Annotated in this window: 13 protein-coding genes; all 13 read left to right on the forward strand. The window is 42.8% G+C overall.

The window, feature by feature from the left end:
* Window positions 1-65: 65 nt before the first annotated feature.
* The 13 genes from rplJ to rplC all read left to right on the forward strand — a co-directional run bounded on the left by rplJ (window position 66) and on the right by rplC (window position 16,345).
* Window positions 66-566 (forward strand): 50S ribosomal protein L10, encoded by a 501-nt coding sequence (rplJ, locus tag NYE20_RS00665; protein WP_003235042.1) that lies wholly within the window; start codon window positions 66-68, stop codon window positions 564-566.
* A 45-nt stretch (window positions 567-611) separates the two neighbouring features.
* A complete protein-coding gene (rplL, locus tag NYE20_RS00670; protein ID WP_003156436.1) occupies window positions 612-983 on the forward strand; it encodes a 50S ribosomal protein L7/L12 in 372 nt (123 codons plus the stop codon).
* Window positions 984-1,072: 89 nt separating this feature from the next.
* Window positions 1,073-1,678 carry a class I SAM-dependent methyltransferase gene (locus NYE20_RS00675; protein WP_003235045.1) on the forward strand — a complete coding sequence of 202 codons (606 nt, stop codon included), beginning with the start codon at window positions 1,073-1,075 and terminating at the stop codon, window positions 1,676-1,678.
* A 245-nt stretch (window positions 1,679-1,923) separates the two neighbouring features.
* Entirely contained in the window at window positions 1,924-5,505 is a 3,582-nt protein-coding gene (gene rpoB, locus NYE20_RS00680; protein WP_161621303.1) for a DNA-directed RNA polymerase subunit beta, read from the forward strand.
* Window positions 5,506-5,565: 60 nt separating this feature from the next.
* Entirely contained in the window at window positions 5,566-9,165 is a 3,600-nt protein-coding gene (rpoC, locus tag NYE20_RS00685) for a DNA-directed RNA polymerase subunit beta' (protein WP_004399688.1), read from the forward strand.
* 178 nt (window positions 9,166-9,343) lie between these two features.
* Entirely contained in the window at window positions 9,344-9,592 is a 249-nt protein-coding gene (locus tag NYE20_RS00690; protein ID WP_003225778.1) for a 50S ribosomal protein L7ae-like protein, read from the forward strand.
* A gap of 113 nt (window positions 9,593-9,705) precedes the next feature.
* Window positions 9,706-10,122 carry a 30S ribosomal protein S12 gene (gene rpsL / locus NYE20_RS00695; protein WP_003225781.1) on the forward strand — a complete coding sequence of 139 codons (417 nt, stop codon included), beginning with the start codon at window positions 9,706-9,708 and terminating at the stop codon, window positions 10,120-10,122.
* Window positions 10,123-10,163: 41 nt separating this feature from the next.
* Complete coding sequence (gene rpsG, locus NYE20_RS00700) at window positions 10,164-10,634, forward strand: 30S ribosomal protein S7 (protein WP_003225784.1); 471 nt, start codon at window positions 10,164-10,166, stop codon at window positions 10,632-10,634.
* 53 nt (window positions 10,635-10,687) lie between these two features.
* A complete protein-coding gene (fusA, locus tag NYE20_RS00705) occupies window positions 10,688-12,766 on the forward strand; it encodes an elongation factor G (RefSeq protein WP_003235056.1) in 2,079 nt (692 codons plus the stop codon).
* Between the two features lie 119 nt (window positions 12,767-12,885).
* Window positions 12,886-14,076 (forward strand): elongation factor Tu, encoded by a 1,191-nt coding sequence (gene tuf / locus NYE20_RS00710; protein WP_003235058.1) that lies wholly within the window; start codon window positions 12,886-12,888, stop codon window positions 14,074-14,076.
* A gap of 98 nt (window positions 14,077-14,174) precedes the next feature.
* Entirely contained in the window at window positions 14,175-15,131 is a 957-nt protein-coding gene (locus NYE20_RS00715; RefSeq protein ID WP_103804240.1) for an alpha/beta hydrolase, read from the forward strand.
* A gap of 236 nt (window positions 15,132-15,367) precedes the next feature.
* The gene (gene rpsJ / locus NYE20_RS00720; protein ID WP_003156464.1) at window positions 15,368-15,676 is read left to right on the forward strand and encodes a 30S ribosomal protein S10; all 309 of its coding nucleotides are present in this window, start codon (window positions 15,368-15,370) and stop codon (window positions 15,674-15,676) included.
* 39 nt (window positions 15,677-15,715) lie between these two features.
* Window positions 15,716-16,345: a 50S ribosomal protein L3 gene (rplC, locus tag NYE20_RS00725; RefSeq protein WP_004399671.1), complete on the forward strand. Its 630-nt coding sequence runs from the start codon at window positions 15,716-15,718 to the stop codon at window positions 16,343-16,345.
* The last annotated feature ends 2 nt before the right edge of the window (window positions 16,346-16,347 follow it).

Raw genomic sequence — 16,347 nt, forward strand, 5'->3', positions numbered from 1 at the left:
CGTCGTCTCAGTCGTGATCACCTAACGGTATAAGTGTTACACAAGAATCTACAGGAGGTGTAACCATGAGCAGCGCAATTGAAACAAAAAAAGTTGTTGTTGAAGAAATTGCTTCTAAACTGAAAGAAAGTAAATCAACGATCATCGTTGACTATCGCGGACTTAACGTTTCTGAAGTAACTGAACTTCGTAAACAGCTTCGCGAAGCTAACGTTGAGTTCAAAGTTTACAAAAATACGATGACTCGCCGTGCGGTTGAACAAGCTGAGCTTAATGGTTTGAATGATTTCTTAACTGGACCGAACGCGATCGCATTCAGCACTGAAGATGTTGTCGCTCCGGCTAAAGTTCTTAATGACTTCGCTAAAAATCACGAAGCTCTTGAAATCAAAGCTGGTGTTATCGAAGGTAAAGTTTCTACTGTTGAAGAAGTGAAAGCTCTTGCTGAACTTCCATCACGCGAAGGCTTGCTTTCTATGTTGCTTAGCGTACTTCAAGCTCCAGTTCGCAACCTTGCTCTTGCTGCAAAAGCTGTGGCAGAACAAAAGGAAGAACAAGGCGCTTAATCTAATCAGTTTTTCATAAATTAAAACAAAATGGAGGAATTACAAATGGCTTTAAATATCGAAGAAATCATTGCTTCCGTTAAAGAAGCAACTGTACTTGAATTGAACGACCTAGTAAAAGCAATCGAAGAAGAATTTGGCGTAACTGCTGCTGCTCCTGTAGCTGTAGCTGGCGGAGCTGCTGCAGGCGGAGCTGCTGAAGAGCAAAGCGAATTCGATCTTATCCTTGCTGGTGCAGGATCTCAAAAAATCAAAGTTATCAAAGTTGTACGTGAAATCACTGGTCTTGGCTTGAAAGAAGCTAAAGAACTTGTTGACAACACTCCAAAACCACTTAAAGAAGGTATTGCTAAAGAAGAAGCTGAAGAGCTTAAAGCTAAACTTGAAGAAGTTGGCGCTTCTGTAGAAGTTAAGTAATCTTCACTTACCTGTAGGGGAAGCTCGCTTTTATGAGGCGAGCTTTTTCTTTGCCATTCTTTAAGCCATGAAAAAAGGAGGTTCTAATAATGAGTGAGCACTATTATTCAGAAAAACCTTCAGTAAAAAGCAACAAGCAAACCTGGTCTTTTAGGCTTCGGAATAAAGATTTCACGTTTACCAGCGACAGCGGGGTTTTTTCTAAAAAAGAAGTTGATTTCGGCTCCCGCCTGCTGATTGATTCTTTTGAAGAGCCTGAGGTTGAGGGCGGCATTTTGGATGTAGGCTGCGGGTACGGCCCGATTGGTTTATCGCTCGCCAGCGACTTTAAAGACCGGACTATCCACATGATTGACGTTAATGAGAGAGCCGTAGAACTATCAAATGAAAATGCGGAACAGAACGGAATAACAAACGTTAAGATTTATCAAAGCGATTTGTTTTCAAACGTTGATTCTGCTCAAACATTTGCTTCTATTCTTACAAATCCCCCAATCCGAGCCGGAAAAAAAGTTGTCCATGCTATCTTTGAGAAAAGCGCTGAACACTTAAAAGCTTCAGGTGAATTGTGGATCGTCATACAGAAAAAGCAAGGCGCGCCTTCTGCCATTGAAAAGCTCGAGGAACTGTTCGATGAAGTTTCCGTCGTTCAAAAAAAGAAAGGCTATTATATCATAAAAGCAAAAAAAGTTTGACTCGGTATTTTAACTATGTTAATATTGTAAAATGCCAATGTATATATTTTGCTTGATATGATGAATTGTCAATATCTATGTATAAATTATACAAGTATGGAAATGCTAATAAAATCGGTATTTGTTTTTGGATGTGGTTTTCTTAATTAGAAACCCTTTTTTCTTTTGTCTTGTAAAAGTATTTTCTTTCTTTGGAAGAAATGCTTATTACACATATAATACGCATGATTTGAGGGGTGAATCAGTTGACAGGTCAACTAGTTCAGTATGGACGACACCGCCAGCGCAGAAGCTATGCTCGCATTAGCGAAGTGTTAGAATTACCAAATCTCATTGAAATTCAAACCTCTTCTTATCAGTGGTTTCTTGATGAGGGTCTTAGAGAGATGTTTCAAGACATATCACCAATTGAGGATTTCACTGGTAACCTCTCTCTTGAGTTCATTGATTATAGTTTAGGTGAGCCTAAATATCCTGTAGAGGAATCAAAAGAACGTGATGTGACTTACTCAGCTCCGCTAAGAGTGAAGGTTCGTTTAATTAACAAAGAAACTGGAGAGGTAAAAGACCAAGATGTCTTCATGGGTGATTTCCCTATTATGACAGATACAGGTACTTTTATCATTAACGGTGCGGAACGTGTTATCGTTTCCCAGCTTGTTCGGTCTCCAAGTGTATATTTCAGTGGTAAAGTAGACAAAAACGGTAAAAAAGGTTTTACCGCAACTGTCATTCCAAACCGTGGCGCATGGTTAGAATACGAAACTGATGCGAAAGATGTTGTTTATGTCCGCATTGATCGCACACGTAAGTTGCCGGTTACGGTTCTTTTGCGTGCTCTCGGCTTCGGCTCCGATCAAGAGATTCTTGATCTCATAGGAGAAAACGAATACCTGCGAAATACGCTTGATAAAGATAACACAGAAAACAGCGACAAAGCGTTGCTGGAAATTTACGAGCGTCTCCGTCCTGGAGAGCCGCCTACAGTAGAAAATGCGAAAAGCTTGCTTGATTCTCGTTTCTTTGATCCGAAACGATACGATCTTGCCAATGTAGGACGCTATAAAATTAATAAAAAACTTCATATTAAGAATCGCCTCTTCAATCAGAGACTTGCTGAAACGCTTGTTGATCCTGAAACAGGAGAAATCCTTGCTGAAAAAGGCCAGATTCTTGATAGAAGAACACTTGATAAAGTACTGCCATACTTAGAAAACGGAATCGGTTTTAGAAAGCTGTATCCGAATGGCGGCGTTGTTGAAGATGAAGTGACTCTTCAATCAATTAAAATCTTTGCTCCGACTGATCAAGAAGGAGAACAGGTTATTAATGTAATCGGCAATGCTTACATCGAAGAAGAGATTAAAAACATCACGCCTGCTGATATTATTTCTTCAATCAGTTACTTCTTCAACTTGCTGCACGGAGTAGGCGACACAGATGATATCGATCATCTTGGAAACCGCCGTTTACGTTCTGTAGGCGAGCTTCTTCAGAACCAATTCCGTATCGGTTTAAGCCGTATGGAGCGTGTGGTTCGTGAGAGAATGTCAATTCAAGATACGAATACAATTACGCCTCAGCAGCTGATCAATATTCGTCCTGTTATTGCGTCCATTAAAGAGTTCTTTGGAAGCTCACAGCTTTCTCAATTCATGGATCAGACGAACCCGCTTGCTGAATTAACGCACAAGCGTCGTCTGTCAGCATTAGGACCGGGCGGATTGACACGTGAGCGTGCCGGAATGGAAGTGCGTGACGTTCACTACTCCCACTATGGCCGTATGTGTCCGATTGAAACGCCTGAGGGCCCGAACATCGGTTTGATCAACTCACTATCATCTTATGCAAAAGTAAACCGTTTTGGCTTTATTGAAACGCCATATCGCCGCGTTGACCCTGAAACCGGGAAGGTAACGGGCAGAATCGATTACTTAACTGCTGATGAAGAGGATAACTATGTTGTCGCTCAAGCGAATGCTCGTCTTGATGACGAAGGCGCCTTTATTGATGACAGCATCGTAGCTCGTTTCCGCGGGGAGAACACTGTTGTTTCCAGAAACCGTGTAGACTACATGGATGTATCGCCTAAGCAGGTTGTATCTGCTGCGACAGCATGTATCCCGTTCTTAGAAAACGATGACTCCAACCGTGCCCTCATGGGAGCGAACATGCAGCGTCAGGCTGTGCCTTTGATGCAGCCGGAAGCTCCATTTGTTGGAACTGGTATGGAATACGTATCAGGAAAAGACTCTGGTGCCGCTGTTATTTGTAAACACCCTGGTATCGTTGAACGCGTAGAAGCGAAAAACGTTTGGGTTCGCCGTTATGAAGAAGTAGACGGTCAAAAAGTAAAAGGAAACCTGGATAAATACAGCCTGCTGAAATTTGTCCGCTCTAACCAAGGTACGTGCTACAACCAGCGTCCGATCGTAAGTGTCGGCGATGAAGTGGCAAAAGGAGAAATCCTTGCTGACGGTCCTTCTATGGAGCTTGGTGAACTTGCACTTGGCCGTAACGTAATGGTCGGCTTCATGACATGGGATGGCTACAACTATGAGGATGCCATCATCATGAGTGAACGCCTAGTGAAGGATGATGTTTATACATCTATCCACATTGAAGAATACGAATCAGAAGCACGTGATACGAAACTTGGACCTGAAGAAATCACTCGCGATATTCCAAACGTCGGTGAAGATGCGCTTCGCAATCTTGATGACCGTGGAATCATCCGTATTGGGGCAGAAGTAAAAGACGGAGATCTTCTTGTTGGTAAAGTAACGCCTAAAGGCGTAACTGAACTGACTGCAGAAGAACGCCTTCTTCACGCCATTTTTGGCGAGAAAGCCCGCGAGGTTCGTGATACTTCTCTTCGTGTGCCTCATGGCGGCGGCGGAATTATCCATGACGTTAAAGTCTTCAACCGTGAAGACGGAGACGAACTTCCTCCAGGTGTTAACCAGTTAGTACGCGTTTATATCGTTCAGAAACGTAAGATTTCTGAAGGGGATAAAATGGCCGGTCGTCACGGTAACAAAGGTGTTATCTCTAAGATTCTTCCTGAAGAGGATATGCCTTACCTTCCTGACGGCACACCAATTGATATCATGCTTAACCCGCTGGGCGTACCATCACGTATGAACATCGGGCAGGTATTGGAACTTCACATGGGTATGGCCGCTCGTTACCTTGGCATTCACATTGCATCTCCTGTATTTGACGGAGCGCGAGAAGAGGATGTCTGGGAAACACTTGAAGAAGCCGGCATGTCTCGTGACGCCAAAACAGTGCTTTACGACGGACGTACTGGAGAGCCGTTTGATAACCGTGTATCTGTAGGTATCATGTACATGATCAAACTAGCTCACATGGTTGACGATAAACTTCATGCACGCTCTACAGGCCCTTACTCACTTGTTACGCAGCAGCCTCTTGGCGGTAAAGCGCAATTTGGCGGACAGCGTTTTGGTGAGATGGAGGTTTGGGCACTTGAAGCTTACGGTGCGGCTTACACTCTTCAAGAAATTCTGACTGTTAAGTCTGATGACGTGGTTGGACGTGTGAAAACATACGAAGCCATCGTTAAAGGCGACAATGTTCCTGAACCAGGTGTTCCGGAATCATTCAAAGTATTAATCAAAGAACTTCAAAGCTTAGGTATGGATGTCAAAATCCTTTCTGGTGATGAAGAAGAAATAGAAATGAGAGATTTAGAAGACGAAGAAGATGCGAAACAAGCTGACGGCCTGGCATTATCAGGTGATGAAGAGCCGGAAGAAACAGCATCTGCAGACGTTGAACGCGATGTAGTAACAAAAGAATAATCTCTAGTTATAAAGGCAAGTGACATCGGTTAATCCGAAGAAAAAAGGGAGGTAGGCCCCTTGCTAGATGTGAACAATTTTGAGTATATGAACATCGGTCTTGCTTCACCAGATAAAATCCGTTCATGGTCTTTTGGTGAAGTGAAAAAGCCTGAAACGATAAACTATCGTACGTTAAAACCTGAAAAGGACGGTCTATTTTGCGAACGCATTTTCGGACCGACTAAGGACTGGGAATGTCATTGCGGGAAGTACAAGCGAGTTCGTTATAAAGGCGTAGTTTGTGACCGCTGCGGAGTCGAAGTAACACGGGCTAAAGTCCGTCGTGAGAGAATGGGGCACATTGAACTGGCTGCCCCAGTTTCCCACATTTGGTATTTCAAAGGTATTCCAAGCCGTATGGGTCTTGTGCTGGATATGTCACCTCGTGCTTTAGAAGAAGTCATTTACTTTGCTTCTTACGTTGTAACTGATCCGGCGAATACACCGCTTGAAAAGAAACAGCTTCTGTCTGAGAAAGAATACCGTGCTTATCTTGATAAATACGGTAATAAATTCCAAGCATCTATGGGTGCTGAAGCAATTCATAAACTTCTTCAAGATATCGATCTTGTCAAAGAAGTTGATATGTTAAAAGAAGAGCTGAAAACTTCACAAGGACAACGACGTACTCGTGCGATCAAACGTCTTGAAGTTTTAGAAGCCTTCCGTAACTCAGGAAACAAGCCTTCTTGGATGATCCTTGATGTGCTTCCTGTTATTCCTCCGGAGCTTAGACCGATGGTTCAGCTAGATGGCGGACGTTTTGCGACTTCTGATTTGAATGACCTTTATCGTCGTGTCATCAACCGTAACAATCGTTTGAAACGCCTTTTGGACCTTGGTGCGCCTAGCATCATCGTTCAAAACGAAAAGCGTATGCTTCAAGAGGCTGTCGATGCCTTAATTGACAACGGCCGCCGTGGACGCCCTGTAACAGGCCCTGGTAACAGACCGTTAAAATCTCTTTCTCACATGCTGAAAGGGAAGCAAGGCCGTTTCCGTCAAAACCTTCTTGGTAAACGTGTCGATTACTCCGGACGTTCTGTAATCGTTGTTGGTCCTCATTTGAAAATGTACCAATGCGGATTACCGAAGGAAATGGCGCTTGAACTTTTCAAACCTTTCGTTATGAAAGAACTTGTTGAAAAAGGTCTTGCTCACAACATTAAGAGTGCGAAACGCAAAATTGAGCGCGTACAGCCTGAAGTTTGGGATGTACTAGAATCAGTTATTAAGGAGCATCCGGTACTGCTGAACCGTGCCCCTACACTTCACAGATTAGGTATCCAGGCGTTTGAACCAACGCTTGTTGAAGGACGCGCAATCCGTCTTCACCCGCTCGTATGTACAGCTTACAACGCTGACTTTGACGGTGACCAAATGGCGGTTCACGTACCATTATCTGCTGAAGCACAAGCTGAAGCACGCATCTTGATGCTTGCTGCTCAAAACATCTTGAACCCTAAAGATGGTAAACCGGTTGTAACACCGTCTCAGGATATGGTACTAGGTAACTATTACCTGACACTTGAGCGTGCCGGTGCTGTCGGTGAAGGTATGGTCTTCAAGAATACAGACGAAGCGCTTCTTGCTTATCAAAACGGATATGTTCACCTTCATACGAGAGTAGCTGTTGCAGCTAACTCACTTAAGAATGTGACATTTACCGAAGAACAGCGCTCAAAATTGTTAATTACAACTGTCGGTAAGCTTGTCTTCAATGAAATTCTTCCGGAATCATTCCCTTACATGAATGAACCAACGAAGAGCAACATTGAAGAGAAAACACCTGACCGTTTCTTCTTAGAAAAAGGTGCTGACGTTAAAGCTGTTATCGCACAGCAGCCAATCAATGCGCCGTTTAAAAAAGGCATTCTGGGTAAAATCATCGCGGAAATCTTTAAACGATTCCATATTACTGAAACGTCTAAAATGCTTGACCGCATGAAAAACCTAGGCTTCAAATATTCAACTAAAGCTGGTATTACAGTTGGGGTTTCTGACATCGTCGTACTCGATGATAAACAAGAAATTCTTGAGGAAGCGCAAAGCAAAGTTGACAACGTTATGAAGCAGTTCCGCCGCGGTCTTATCACTGAAGAAGAACGCTATGAGAGAGTCATCTCTATCTGGAGTGCTGCAAAAGACGTTATCCAAGGCAAACTGATGAAATCACTTGATGAACTCAACCCGATCTACATGATGAGTGACTCTGGTGCCCGTGGTAACGCATCTAACTTTACGCAGCTTGCCGGAATGCGCGGCCTGATGGCCAACCCGGCTGGACGTATCATTGAGTTGCCGATCAAATCAAGTTTCCGTGAAGGTCTGACAGTATTGGAGTACTTTATCTCCACACACGGTGCGCGTAAAGGTCTTGCCGATACCGCTCTTAAAACTGCTGACTCAGGTTACCTTACACGCCGTCTCGTTGACGTTGCGCAGGATGTTATCATCCGTGAAACTGATTGCGGAACTGACCGAGGCATTCTTGCTAAGCCTCTTAAAGAAGGAACTGAAACAATTGAGCGCTTAGAAGAACGCTTAATCGGACGTTTTGCAAGAAAACAAGTGAAGCACCCTGAAACAGGTGAAGTGCTTGTGAATGAAAACGAACTGATCGATGAAGATAAAGCACTGGAGATTGTCGAAGCCGGCATTGAAGAAGTGTGGATCCGTTCTGCCTTCACATGTAATACGCCTCATGGTGTATGTAAACGATGCTATGGCCGAAATCTTGCAACTGGCTCCGATGTTGAAGTCGGTGAAGCTGTCGGAATCATTGCTGCCCAATCAATCGGTGAGCCTGGTACACAGTTAACAATGCGTACATTCCATACAGGCGGGGTTGCTGGAGACGACATCACACAGGGTCTTCCGCGTATCCAAGAGCTTTTCGAAGCGCGTAATCCGAAAGGTCAGGCAACAATTACAGAAATCGACGGTACAGTCGTTGAGATCAATGAAGTTCGTGACAAGCAACAGGAAATTGTGGTTCAAGGCGCAGTGGAAACACGTTCTTATACGGCACCTTACAACTCCCGCCTGAAAGTAGCGGAAGGAGATAAAATTACTCGAGGCCAAGTACTGACAGAAGGTTCAATCGATCCGAAAGAACTTCTTAAAGTGACTGACCTGACAACTGTTCAAGAGTATCTTCTCCATGAGGTTCAAAAGGTTTACCGTATGCAGGGTGTTGAAATCGGTGATAAACACGTAGAAGTAATGGTTCGCCAGATGCTTCGCAAAGTACGCGTAATTGATGCCGGTGACACTGATGTGCTTCCAGGTACATTGCTTGATATTCACCAATTTACTGAAGCGAACAAAAAGGTATTACTTGAAGGCAATCGACCTGCCACAGGCCGTCCTGTCTTACTCGGTATTACAAAAGCATCTCTTGAAACTGATTCATTCTTATCTGCTGCTTCCTTCCAGGAAACAACACGTGTCCTTACAGATGCAGCGATCAAAGGTAAGCGTGACGAGCTTCTCGGCTTGAAAGAGAATGTTATCATCGGTAAGCTTGTTCCAGCTGGTACAGGAATGATGAAATACCGTAAAGTAAAACCAGTATCAAATGTTCAGCCGACTGACGATATGGTCCCGGTTGAATAACTGATTTAATGCTGCTGAAAGACTGCAAAAACAGTCTTTCAGCAGATATATTTATGAAAAAGTCACTCTATGAGAAGAACGAATCTAAAAAATGTCATACCTTGTTGACATTCGTCTCCTAGAATGATAATATAACCAAGGTGCTCGAAATAAACCTGTTACTTTGGAGGATATGTTTATGTCTTATGATAAAGTATCACAGGCCAAATCAATTATTATTGGTACGAAGCAAACAGTGAAAGCTCTAAAGCGAGGTTCAGTAAAGGAAGTAGTCGTTGCAAAAGACGCAGATCCGATACTCACGTCAAGTGTTGTTTCACTTGCTGAAGATCAAGGTATCTCTGTCTCAATGGTTGAATCCATGAAAAAGCTCGGCAAAGCCTGCGGAATTGAGGTAGGAGCAGCCGCTGTTGCCATTATTTTATAACGTACTTTTGTTTTTGCGTAAGATTCCATCTTGTGTAAAGACATTGTTTTTTGCCTTTTGATGAACCACCTGGGTATGTGGGTTATAAAACGTAATGAAGGGAGGAAAAATTCATGCCTACAATTAATCAGCTAATTCGCAAAGGACGCGTGAGTAAAGTAGAAAACTCAAAGTCTCCTGCACTTAACAAAGGATACAACAGCTTTAAAAAAGAGCACACTAACGTATCTTCTCCACAAAAACGCGGGGTATGTACTCGTGTTGGTACAATGACACCGAAAAAACCGAACTCAGCACTTCGTAAATATGCTCGTGTTCGTTTGACTAACGGAATCGAGGTTACTGCTTACATTCCTGGTATCGGTCACAACCTACAAGAGCACAGTGTTGTACTTATCCGCGGCGGACGTGTAAAAGACTTACCAGGGGTACGTTACCACATCGTTCGTGGTGCGCTTGATACTGCTGGAGTTGAAAACCGTGCACAAGGCCGTTCTAAATACGGTACGAAAAAACCTAAAGCAAAATAATATACGAAAATACGCATAATTGATGAAGGGAGGATATTCAGATGCCACGTAAAGGTCCTGTAGCAAAAAGAGATGTTTTACCTGATCCGATTTACAACTCTAAGCTTGTATCTCGTCTAATCAACAAAATGATGATCGATGGTAAAAAAGGTAAGTCTCAAACAATCCTATACAAGTCATTCGATATCATTAAAGAACGTACTGGCAATGATGCAATGGAGGTTTTCGAACAAGCATTGAAAAACATCATGCCTGTACTTGAAGTAAAAGCACGCCGTGTAGGTGGTGCGAACTACCAAGTTCCTGTAGAAGTTCGTCCTGAACGTCGTACGACTCTTGGACTTCGCTGGTTAGTTAACTACGCTCGTCTTCGCGGAGAAAAAACGATGGAAGAGCGTTTAGCTAACGAAATCCTTGACGCAGCTAACAACACTGGTGCTGCTGTTAAGAAACGTGAAGACACTCATAAGATGGCTGAAGCAAACAAAGCATTTGCTCACTATCGCTGGTAGGATTTATAGATTAACAAAACACAATTTCCTAATAAGGAAGGAGAAATTACCCAATGGCAAGAGAGTTCTCCTTAGAAAAAACTCGTAATATCGGTATCATGGCTCACATCGATGCCGGTAAAACGACAACTACAGAACGTATCTTGTTCTATACTGGTCGTATCCACAAAATTGGTGAAACTCATGAAGGAGCTTCACAAATGGACTGGATGGAGCAGGAACAAGAACGTGGTATCACAATCACTTCCGCTGCGACAACTGCACAGTGGAAAGGATACCGCGTAAACATCATCGATACTCCAGGACACGTAGACTTCACAGTTGAAGTTGAACGTTCTCTTCGTGTACTTGATGGTGCTGTTGCTGTACTTGACGCGCAATCAGGCGTTGAGCCTCAAACAGAAACTGTTTGGCGTCAGGCAACAACTTATGGAGTACCGCGTATCGTTTTTGTTAACAAAATGGACAAAATCGGTGCAGACTTCCTTTACTCTGTAGGAACTTTAAGAGACCGTCTTCAAGCAAACGCTCATGCAATTCAATTGCCGATCGGTGCTGAAGATAACTTCGAAGGTATCATTGACCTTGTAGAAAACGTTGCGTATTTCTACGAAGATGACCTCGGAACTCGTTCTGATGCAAAAGAAATCCCTGAAGAGTACAAAGAGCAAGCTGAAGAGCTTCGCAACAGCCTTATTGAAGCTGTATGTGAGCTTGATGAAGAGCTTATGGATAAGTACCTTGAGGGTGAAGAAATCACAATTGATGAGTTAAAAGCAGGAATTCGTAAAGGTACATTAAATGTTGAATTCTATCCTGTTCTTGTTGGTTCTGCCTTCAAAAACAAAGGTGTTCAACTAGTACTTGATGCTGTTCTTGACTACCTTCCTGCACCAACTGACGTTGCTGCAATCAAAGGTACACGTCCTGATACAAATGAAGAGATTGAGCGTCATTCTTCTGACGAAGAGCCATTCTCTGCATTAGCATTTAAAGTTATGACTGACCCTTACGTTGGTAAGTTGACGTTCTTCCGTGTGTACTCTGGAACACTTGATTCTGGTTCATACGTGAAAAACTCTACTAAAGGCAAACGTGAGCGTGTTGGCCGTATTCTTCAAATGCACGCTAACAGCCGTGAAGAAATCTCTACTGTATACGCAGGGGATATCGCAGCTGCTGTAGGTCTAAAAGATACAACTACTGGAGATACTCTATGTGATGAGAAGGATCTTGTTATCCTTGAGTCAATGGAATTCCCAGAACCAGTTATCGACGTTGCTATTGAGCCTAAATCAAAAGCTGACCAAGATAAAATGGGTATCGCTTTAGCGAAACTTGCTGAAGAAGATCCTACATTCCGTACTCAAACAAACCCAGAAACTGGCCAAACGATCATCTCTGGTATGGGTGAACTTCACCTTGATATCATTGTTGACCGTATGAAACGCGAATTTAAAGTAGAAGCCAACGTTGGTGCTCCTCAAGTTGCGTACCGTGAAACATTCCGTACCGGTGCAAAAGTTGAAGGTAAATTCGTACGTCAGTCTGGTGGACGCGGTCAGTTCGGACACGTTTGGATCGAATTCGAACCAAACGAAGAAGGCGCTGGCTTTGAATTTGAAAATGCGATTGTCGGTGGGGTTGTTCCTCGTGAATACATCCCAGCTGTTCAAGCAGGTCTGGAAGATGCACTTGAAAATGGTGTACTAGCAGGCTTCCCGCTTATCGACATTAAAGCTAAACTTTTCGACGGTTCTTACCATGATGTTGACTCAAACGAAATGGCATTTAAAGTTGCTGCTTCTATGGCATTGAAAAATGCAGTCAGCAAATGTAACCCAGTTCTTCTTGAACCAATCATGAAAGTGGAAGTGGTTATTCCAGAAGAATACATGGGAGATATCATGGGTGATATCACTTCACGTCGCGGACGCGTAGAAGGTATGGAAGCACGCGGTAACGCTCAAGTTGTTCGCGCTATGGTTCCTCTTGCTGAAATGTTCGGTTACGCTACTGCACTTCGTTCTAATACGCAAGGTCGCGGTACGTTCACTATGCACATGGATCACTACGAAGAAGTGCCGAAGAGCGTCGCAGAAGAAATTATCAAAAAAAATAAAGGCGAATAATTGATTTTGCCGCTTAACTCAAGTATAACTACTATTGTAAGATGAGGAAGTGAAAGCTTTCTTTCACTTCCTATCACTCTATACATTACTAATTAAAAGCTCTTAAGGAGGATTTTAGAATGGCTAAAGAAAAATTCGACCGTTCCAAATCACATGCCAATATTGGTACAATTGGACACGTTGACCATGGTAAAACAACTTTAACTGCTGCTATCACAACAGTACTTCATAAGAAATCTGGTAAAGGTACAGCTATGGCGTACGATCAAATTGATGGTGCTCCAGAAGAACGTGAGCGCGGTATCACAATCTCTACTGCACACGTTGAGTACGAAACTGAAACTCGTCACTATGCACACGTTGACTGCCCAGGACACGCTGACTATGTTAAAAACATGATCACTGGTGCTGCGCAAATGGACGGAGCTATCCTTGTAGTATCTGCTGCTGATGGCCCAATGCCACAAACTCGTGAGCACATCCTTCTTTCTAAAAACGTTGGTGTACCATACATCGTTGTATTCTTAAACAAATGCGACATGGTAGACGACGAAGAGCTTCTTGAACTAGTTGAAATGGAAGTTCGCGATCTTCTTAGCGAATACGACTTCCCTGGTGATGATGTACCAGTTGTTAAAGGTTCTGCTCTTAAAGCTCTTGAAGGAGACGCTGAGTGGGAAGCTAAAATCTTCGAACTTATGGATGCGGTTGATGAGTACATCCCAACTCCAGAACGCGACACTGAAAAACCATTCATGATGCCAGTTGAGGACGTATTCTCAATCACTGGTCGTGGTACAGTTGCTACTGGCCGTGTAGAACGCGGACAAGTTAAAGTCGGTGACGAAGTTGAAATCATCGGTCTTCAAGAAGAGAACAAGAAAACAACTGTTACAGGTGTTGAAATGTTCCGTAAGCTTCTTGATTATGCTGAAGCTGGTGACAACATTGGTGCCCTTCTTCGCGGTGTATCTCGTGAAGAAATCCAACGTGGTCAAGTACTTGCTAAACCAGGTACAATCACTCCACACAGCAAATTCAAAGCTGAAGTTTACGTTCTTTCTAAAGAAGAGGGTGGACGTCATACTCCATTCTTCTCTAACTACCGTCCTCAGTTCTACTTCCGTACAACTGACGTAACTGGTATCATCCATCTTCCAGAAGGCGTAGAAATGGTTATGCCTGGAGATAACACTGAAATGAACGTTGAACTTATTTCTACAATCGCTATCGAAGAAGGAACTCGTTTCTCTATTCGTGAAGGCGGACGTACTGTTGGTTCAGGCGTTGTTTCTACAATCACTGAGTAATAGTATGATTTTAAACGAGACCCCTACGGGTCTCGTTTTTTGTTTGCTTATCTTTTTCTTGTATAATAGGATCTATCATATTCGAGGGGTTAATATTTATGATTCCTGAAAAGAAATCAATCGCAATCATGAAAGAACTAAGCATTGGAAATACAAAGCAAATGCTGATGATTAATGGAGTTGACATGAAAAATCCATTGCTGCTTTTTTTACATGGCGGGCCGGGAACGCCGCAAATCGGATATGTTAGACATTATCAAAAAGAGCTGGAACAGTATTTTACAGTAGTTCATTGGGATCAGAGAGGATCGGGGCTTTCTTATTCTAAGCGAATTTCGCATCACTCTATGACAATAAATCACTTCATTAAAGATACAATCCAAGTCACTCAATGGCTTTTAGCTCATTTTTCAAAATCAAAACTTTACCTAGCCGGTCATTCTTGGGGGTCAATACTGGCGCTTCATGTTCTGCAGCAGTGTCCTGATTTATTTTACGCGTATTATGGAATCAGCCAGGTTGTTAACCCTCACGATGAAGAATCAACTGCTTATCAACATATTCGTGAAATTTCTGAATCAAAAAAAGCAAGCTTATTATCTTTCCTCACACGTTTCATTGGTGCTCCGCCTTGGAAGCAGGATATCCAGCACCTTATCTATCGGTTTTGTGTCGAGCTTAGCAGGGGAGGATTCACTCGTCGTCATCGTCAATCTCTAGCTGTTATATTTCAAATGCTTACTGGCAATGAGTATGGAGTGCGGAATATGCACAGCTTCTTTAATGGATTGCGCTTCAGTAAAAAACATTTAACTGATGAGTTGTACCGGTTTAATGCTTTTACATCAGTTCCTTCTATTAAAGTACCGTGTGTTTTCATTTCAGGGAAACATGACTTAATTGTTCCTGCTGAAATATCGAAACAGTATTATCATAAACTTGAGGCACCCGAAAAGCGCTGGTTTCAATTTGAGAACTCAGCTCACACCCCGCATATTGAGGAACCGTCATTATTCGCGAACACATTAAGTCGGCATGCACGACACCATTTATGATAGATCCTTGATAAATAAGAAAAACCCCTGTATAATAAAAAAAGTGTGCAAACCATGCATATTTTAAATAAGTCTTGCAACATGCGCCTATTTTCTGTATAATGGTGTATGTTGGTCTTTGACTGCGATGAAGTGAGAGGTTGCTGACACACCCGGCCGCTTTGCCATGGCAAGGTGTTCAGGTTTTTCTCACGGAGAACTGTCTAACGTGATGTAGGCGAAAAGGAGGGAAAATAATGGCAAAACAAAAAATTCGTATTCGTTTGAAAGCATATGATCATAGAATCCTTGATCAATCTGCAGAGAAGATTGTTGAAACGGCAAAACGTTCTGGTGCCAGCGTATCTGGTCCGATTCCGTTGCCAACTGAAAAATCAGTTTACACAATCCTTCGTGCGGTGCACAAATACAAAGATTCTCGTGAGCAATTTGAAATGCGTACACATAAACGTTTAATCGACATTGTGAACCCAACACCACAAACTGTTGATGCTCTTATGCGATTAGACTTACCATCTGGTGTCGATATCGAAATTAAACTTTAATTCTAAAATATAGAATGATCTTAATAGGAGGTGTGACGAATGACCAAAGGAATCTTAGGAAGAAAAATTGGTATGACGCAAGTATTCGCTGAGAATGGTGATCTTATTCCGGTAACTGTTATCGAGGCTGCTCCAAACGTTGTTCTTCAAAAGAAAACAGCTGAAAACGACGGTTATGAAGCAATCCAGCTTGGTTTTGACGACAAGCGTGAAAAGCTTTCTAACAAACCTGAAAAAGGGCACGTTGCAAAAGCGGAAACTGCTCCTAAGCGCTTCGTTAAAGAATTACGCGGAGTGGAAATGGATGCGTATGAAGTTGGTCAGGAAGTCAAGGTTGAAATTTTCTCTGCTGGAGAAATCGTAGATGTAACAGGAGTATCTAAAGGTAAAGGTTTCCAAGGTGCGATCAAGCGCCACGGACAATCTCGCGGACCTATGTCTCACGGTTCACGCTACCACCGTCGTCCTGGTTCAATGGGACCTGTAGATCCTAACCGTGTATTCAAAGGTAAATTATTACCTGGACGTATGGGCGGAGAGCAAATCACTGTTCAAAACCTTGAAATCGTAAAAGTTGATGCAGAACGCAATCTTCTTTTGATCAAAGGTAACGTACCTGGTGCGAAGAAATCTTTAATCACTGTTAAAAGTGCTGTTAAATCTAAATAATT

The organism is Bacillus sp. FSL R5-0416 (genome assembly GCF_037975425.1).
Taxonomy (GTDB): domain Bacteria; phylum Bacillota; class Bacilli; order Bacillales; family Bacillaceae; genus Bacillus; species Bacillus subtilis.

What these genes read in the sequence shown, in the direction of transcription:
- tuf (WP_003235058.1), top strand. Translation starts at nt 12,886, where the DNA reads ATGGCTAAAGAAAAATTCGACCGTTCCAAATCACATGCCAATATTGGT.
- rpsG (WP_003225784.1), top strand. Translation starts at nt 10,164, where the DNA reads ATGCCACGTAAAGGTCCTGTAGCAAAAAGAGATGTTTTACCTGATCCG.
- NYE20_RS00690 (WP_003225778.1), top strand. Translation starts at nt 9,344, where the DNA reads ATGTCTTATGATAAAGTATCACAGGCCAAATCAATTATTATTGGTACG.
- rplJ (WP_003235042.1), top strand. Translation starts at nt 66, where the DNA reads ATGAGCAGCGCAATTGAAACAAAAAAAGTTGTTGTTGAAGAAATTGCT.
- rplC (WP_004399671.1), top strand. Translation starts at nt 15,716, where the DNA reads ATGACCAAAGGAATCTTAGGAAGAAAAATTGGTATGACGCAAGTATTC.
- fusA (WP_003235056.1), top strand. Translation starts at nt 10,688, where the DNA reads ATGGCAAGAGAGTTCTCCTTAGAAAAAACTCGTAATATCGGTATCATG.
- rpsL (WP_003225781.1), top strand. Translation starts at nt 9,706, where the DNA reads ATGCCTACAATTAATCAGCTAATTCGCAAAGGACGCGTGAGTAAAGTA.
- NYE20_RS00715 (WP_103804240.1), top strand. Translation starts at nt 14,175, where the DNA reads ATGATTCCTGAAAAGAAATCAATCGCAATCATGAAAGAACTAAGCATT.
- rpsJ (WP_003156464.1), top strand. Translation starts at nt 15,368, where the DNA reads ATGGCAAAACAAAAAATTCGTATTCGTTTGAAAGCATATGATCATAGA.
- NYE20_RS00675 (WP_003235045.1), top strand. Translation starts at nt 1,073, where the DNA reads ATGAGTGAGCACTATTATTCAGAAAAACCTTCAGTAAAAAGCAACAAG.
- rplL (WP_003156436.1), top strand. Translation starts at nt 612, where the DNA reads ATGGCTTTAAATATCGAAGAAATCATTGCTTCCGTTAAAGAAGCAACT.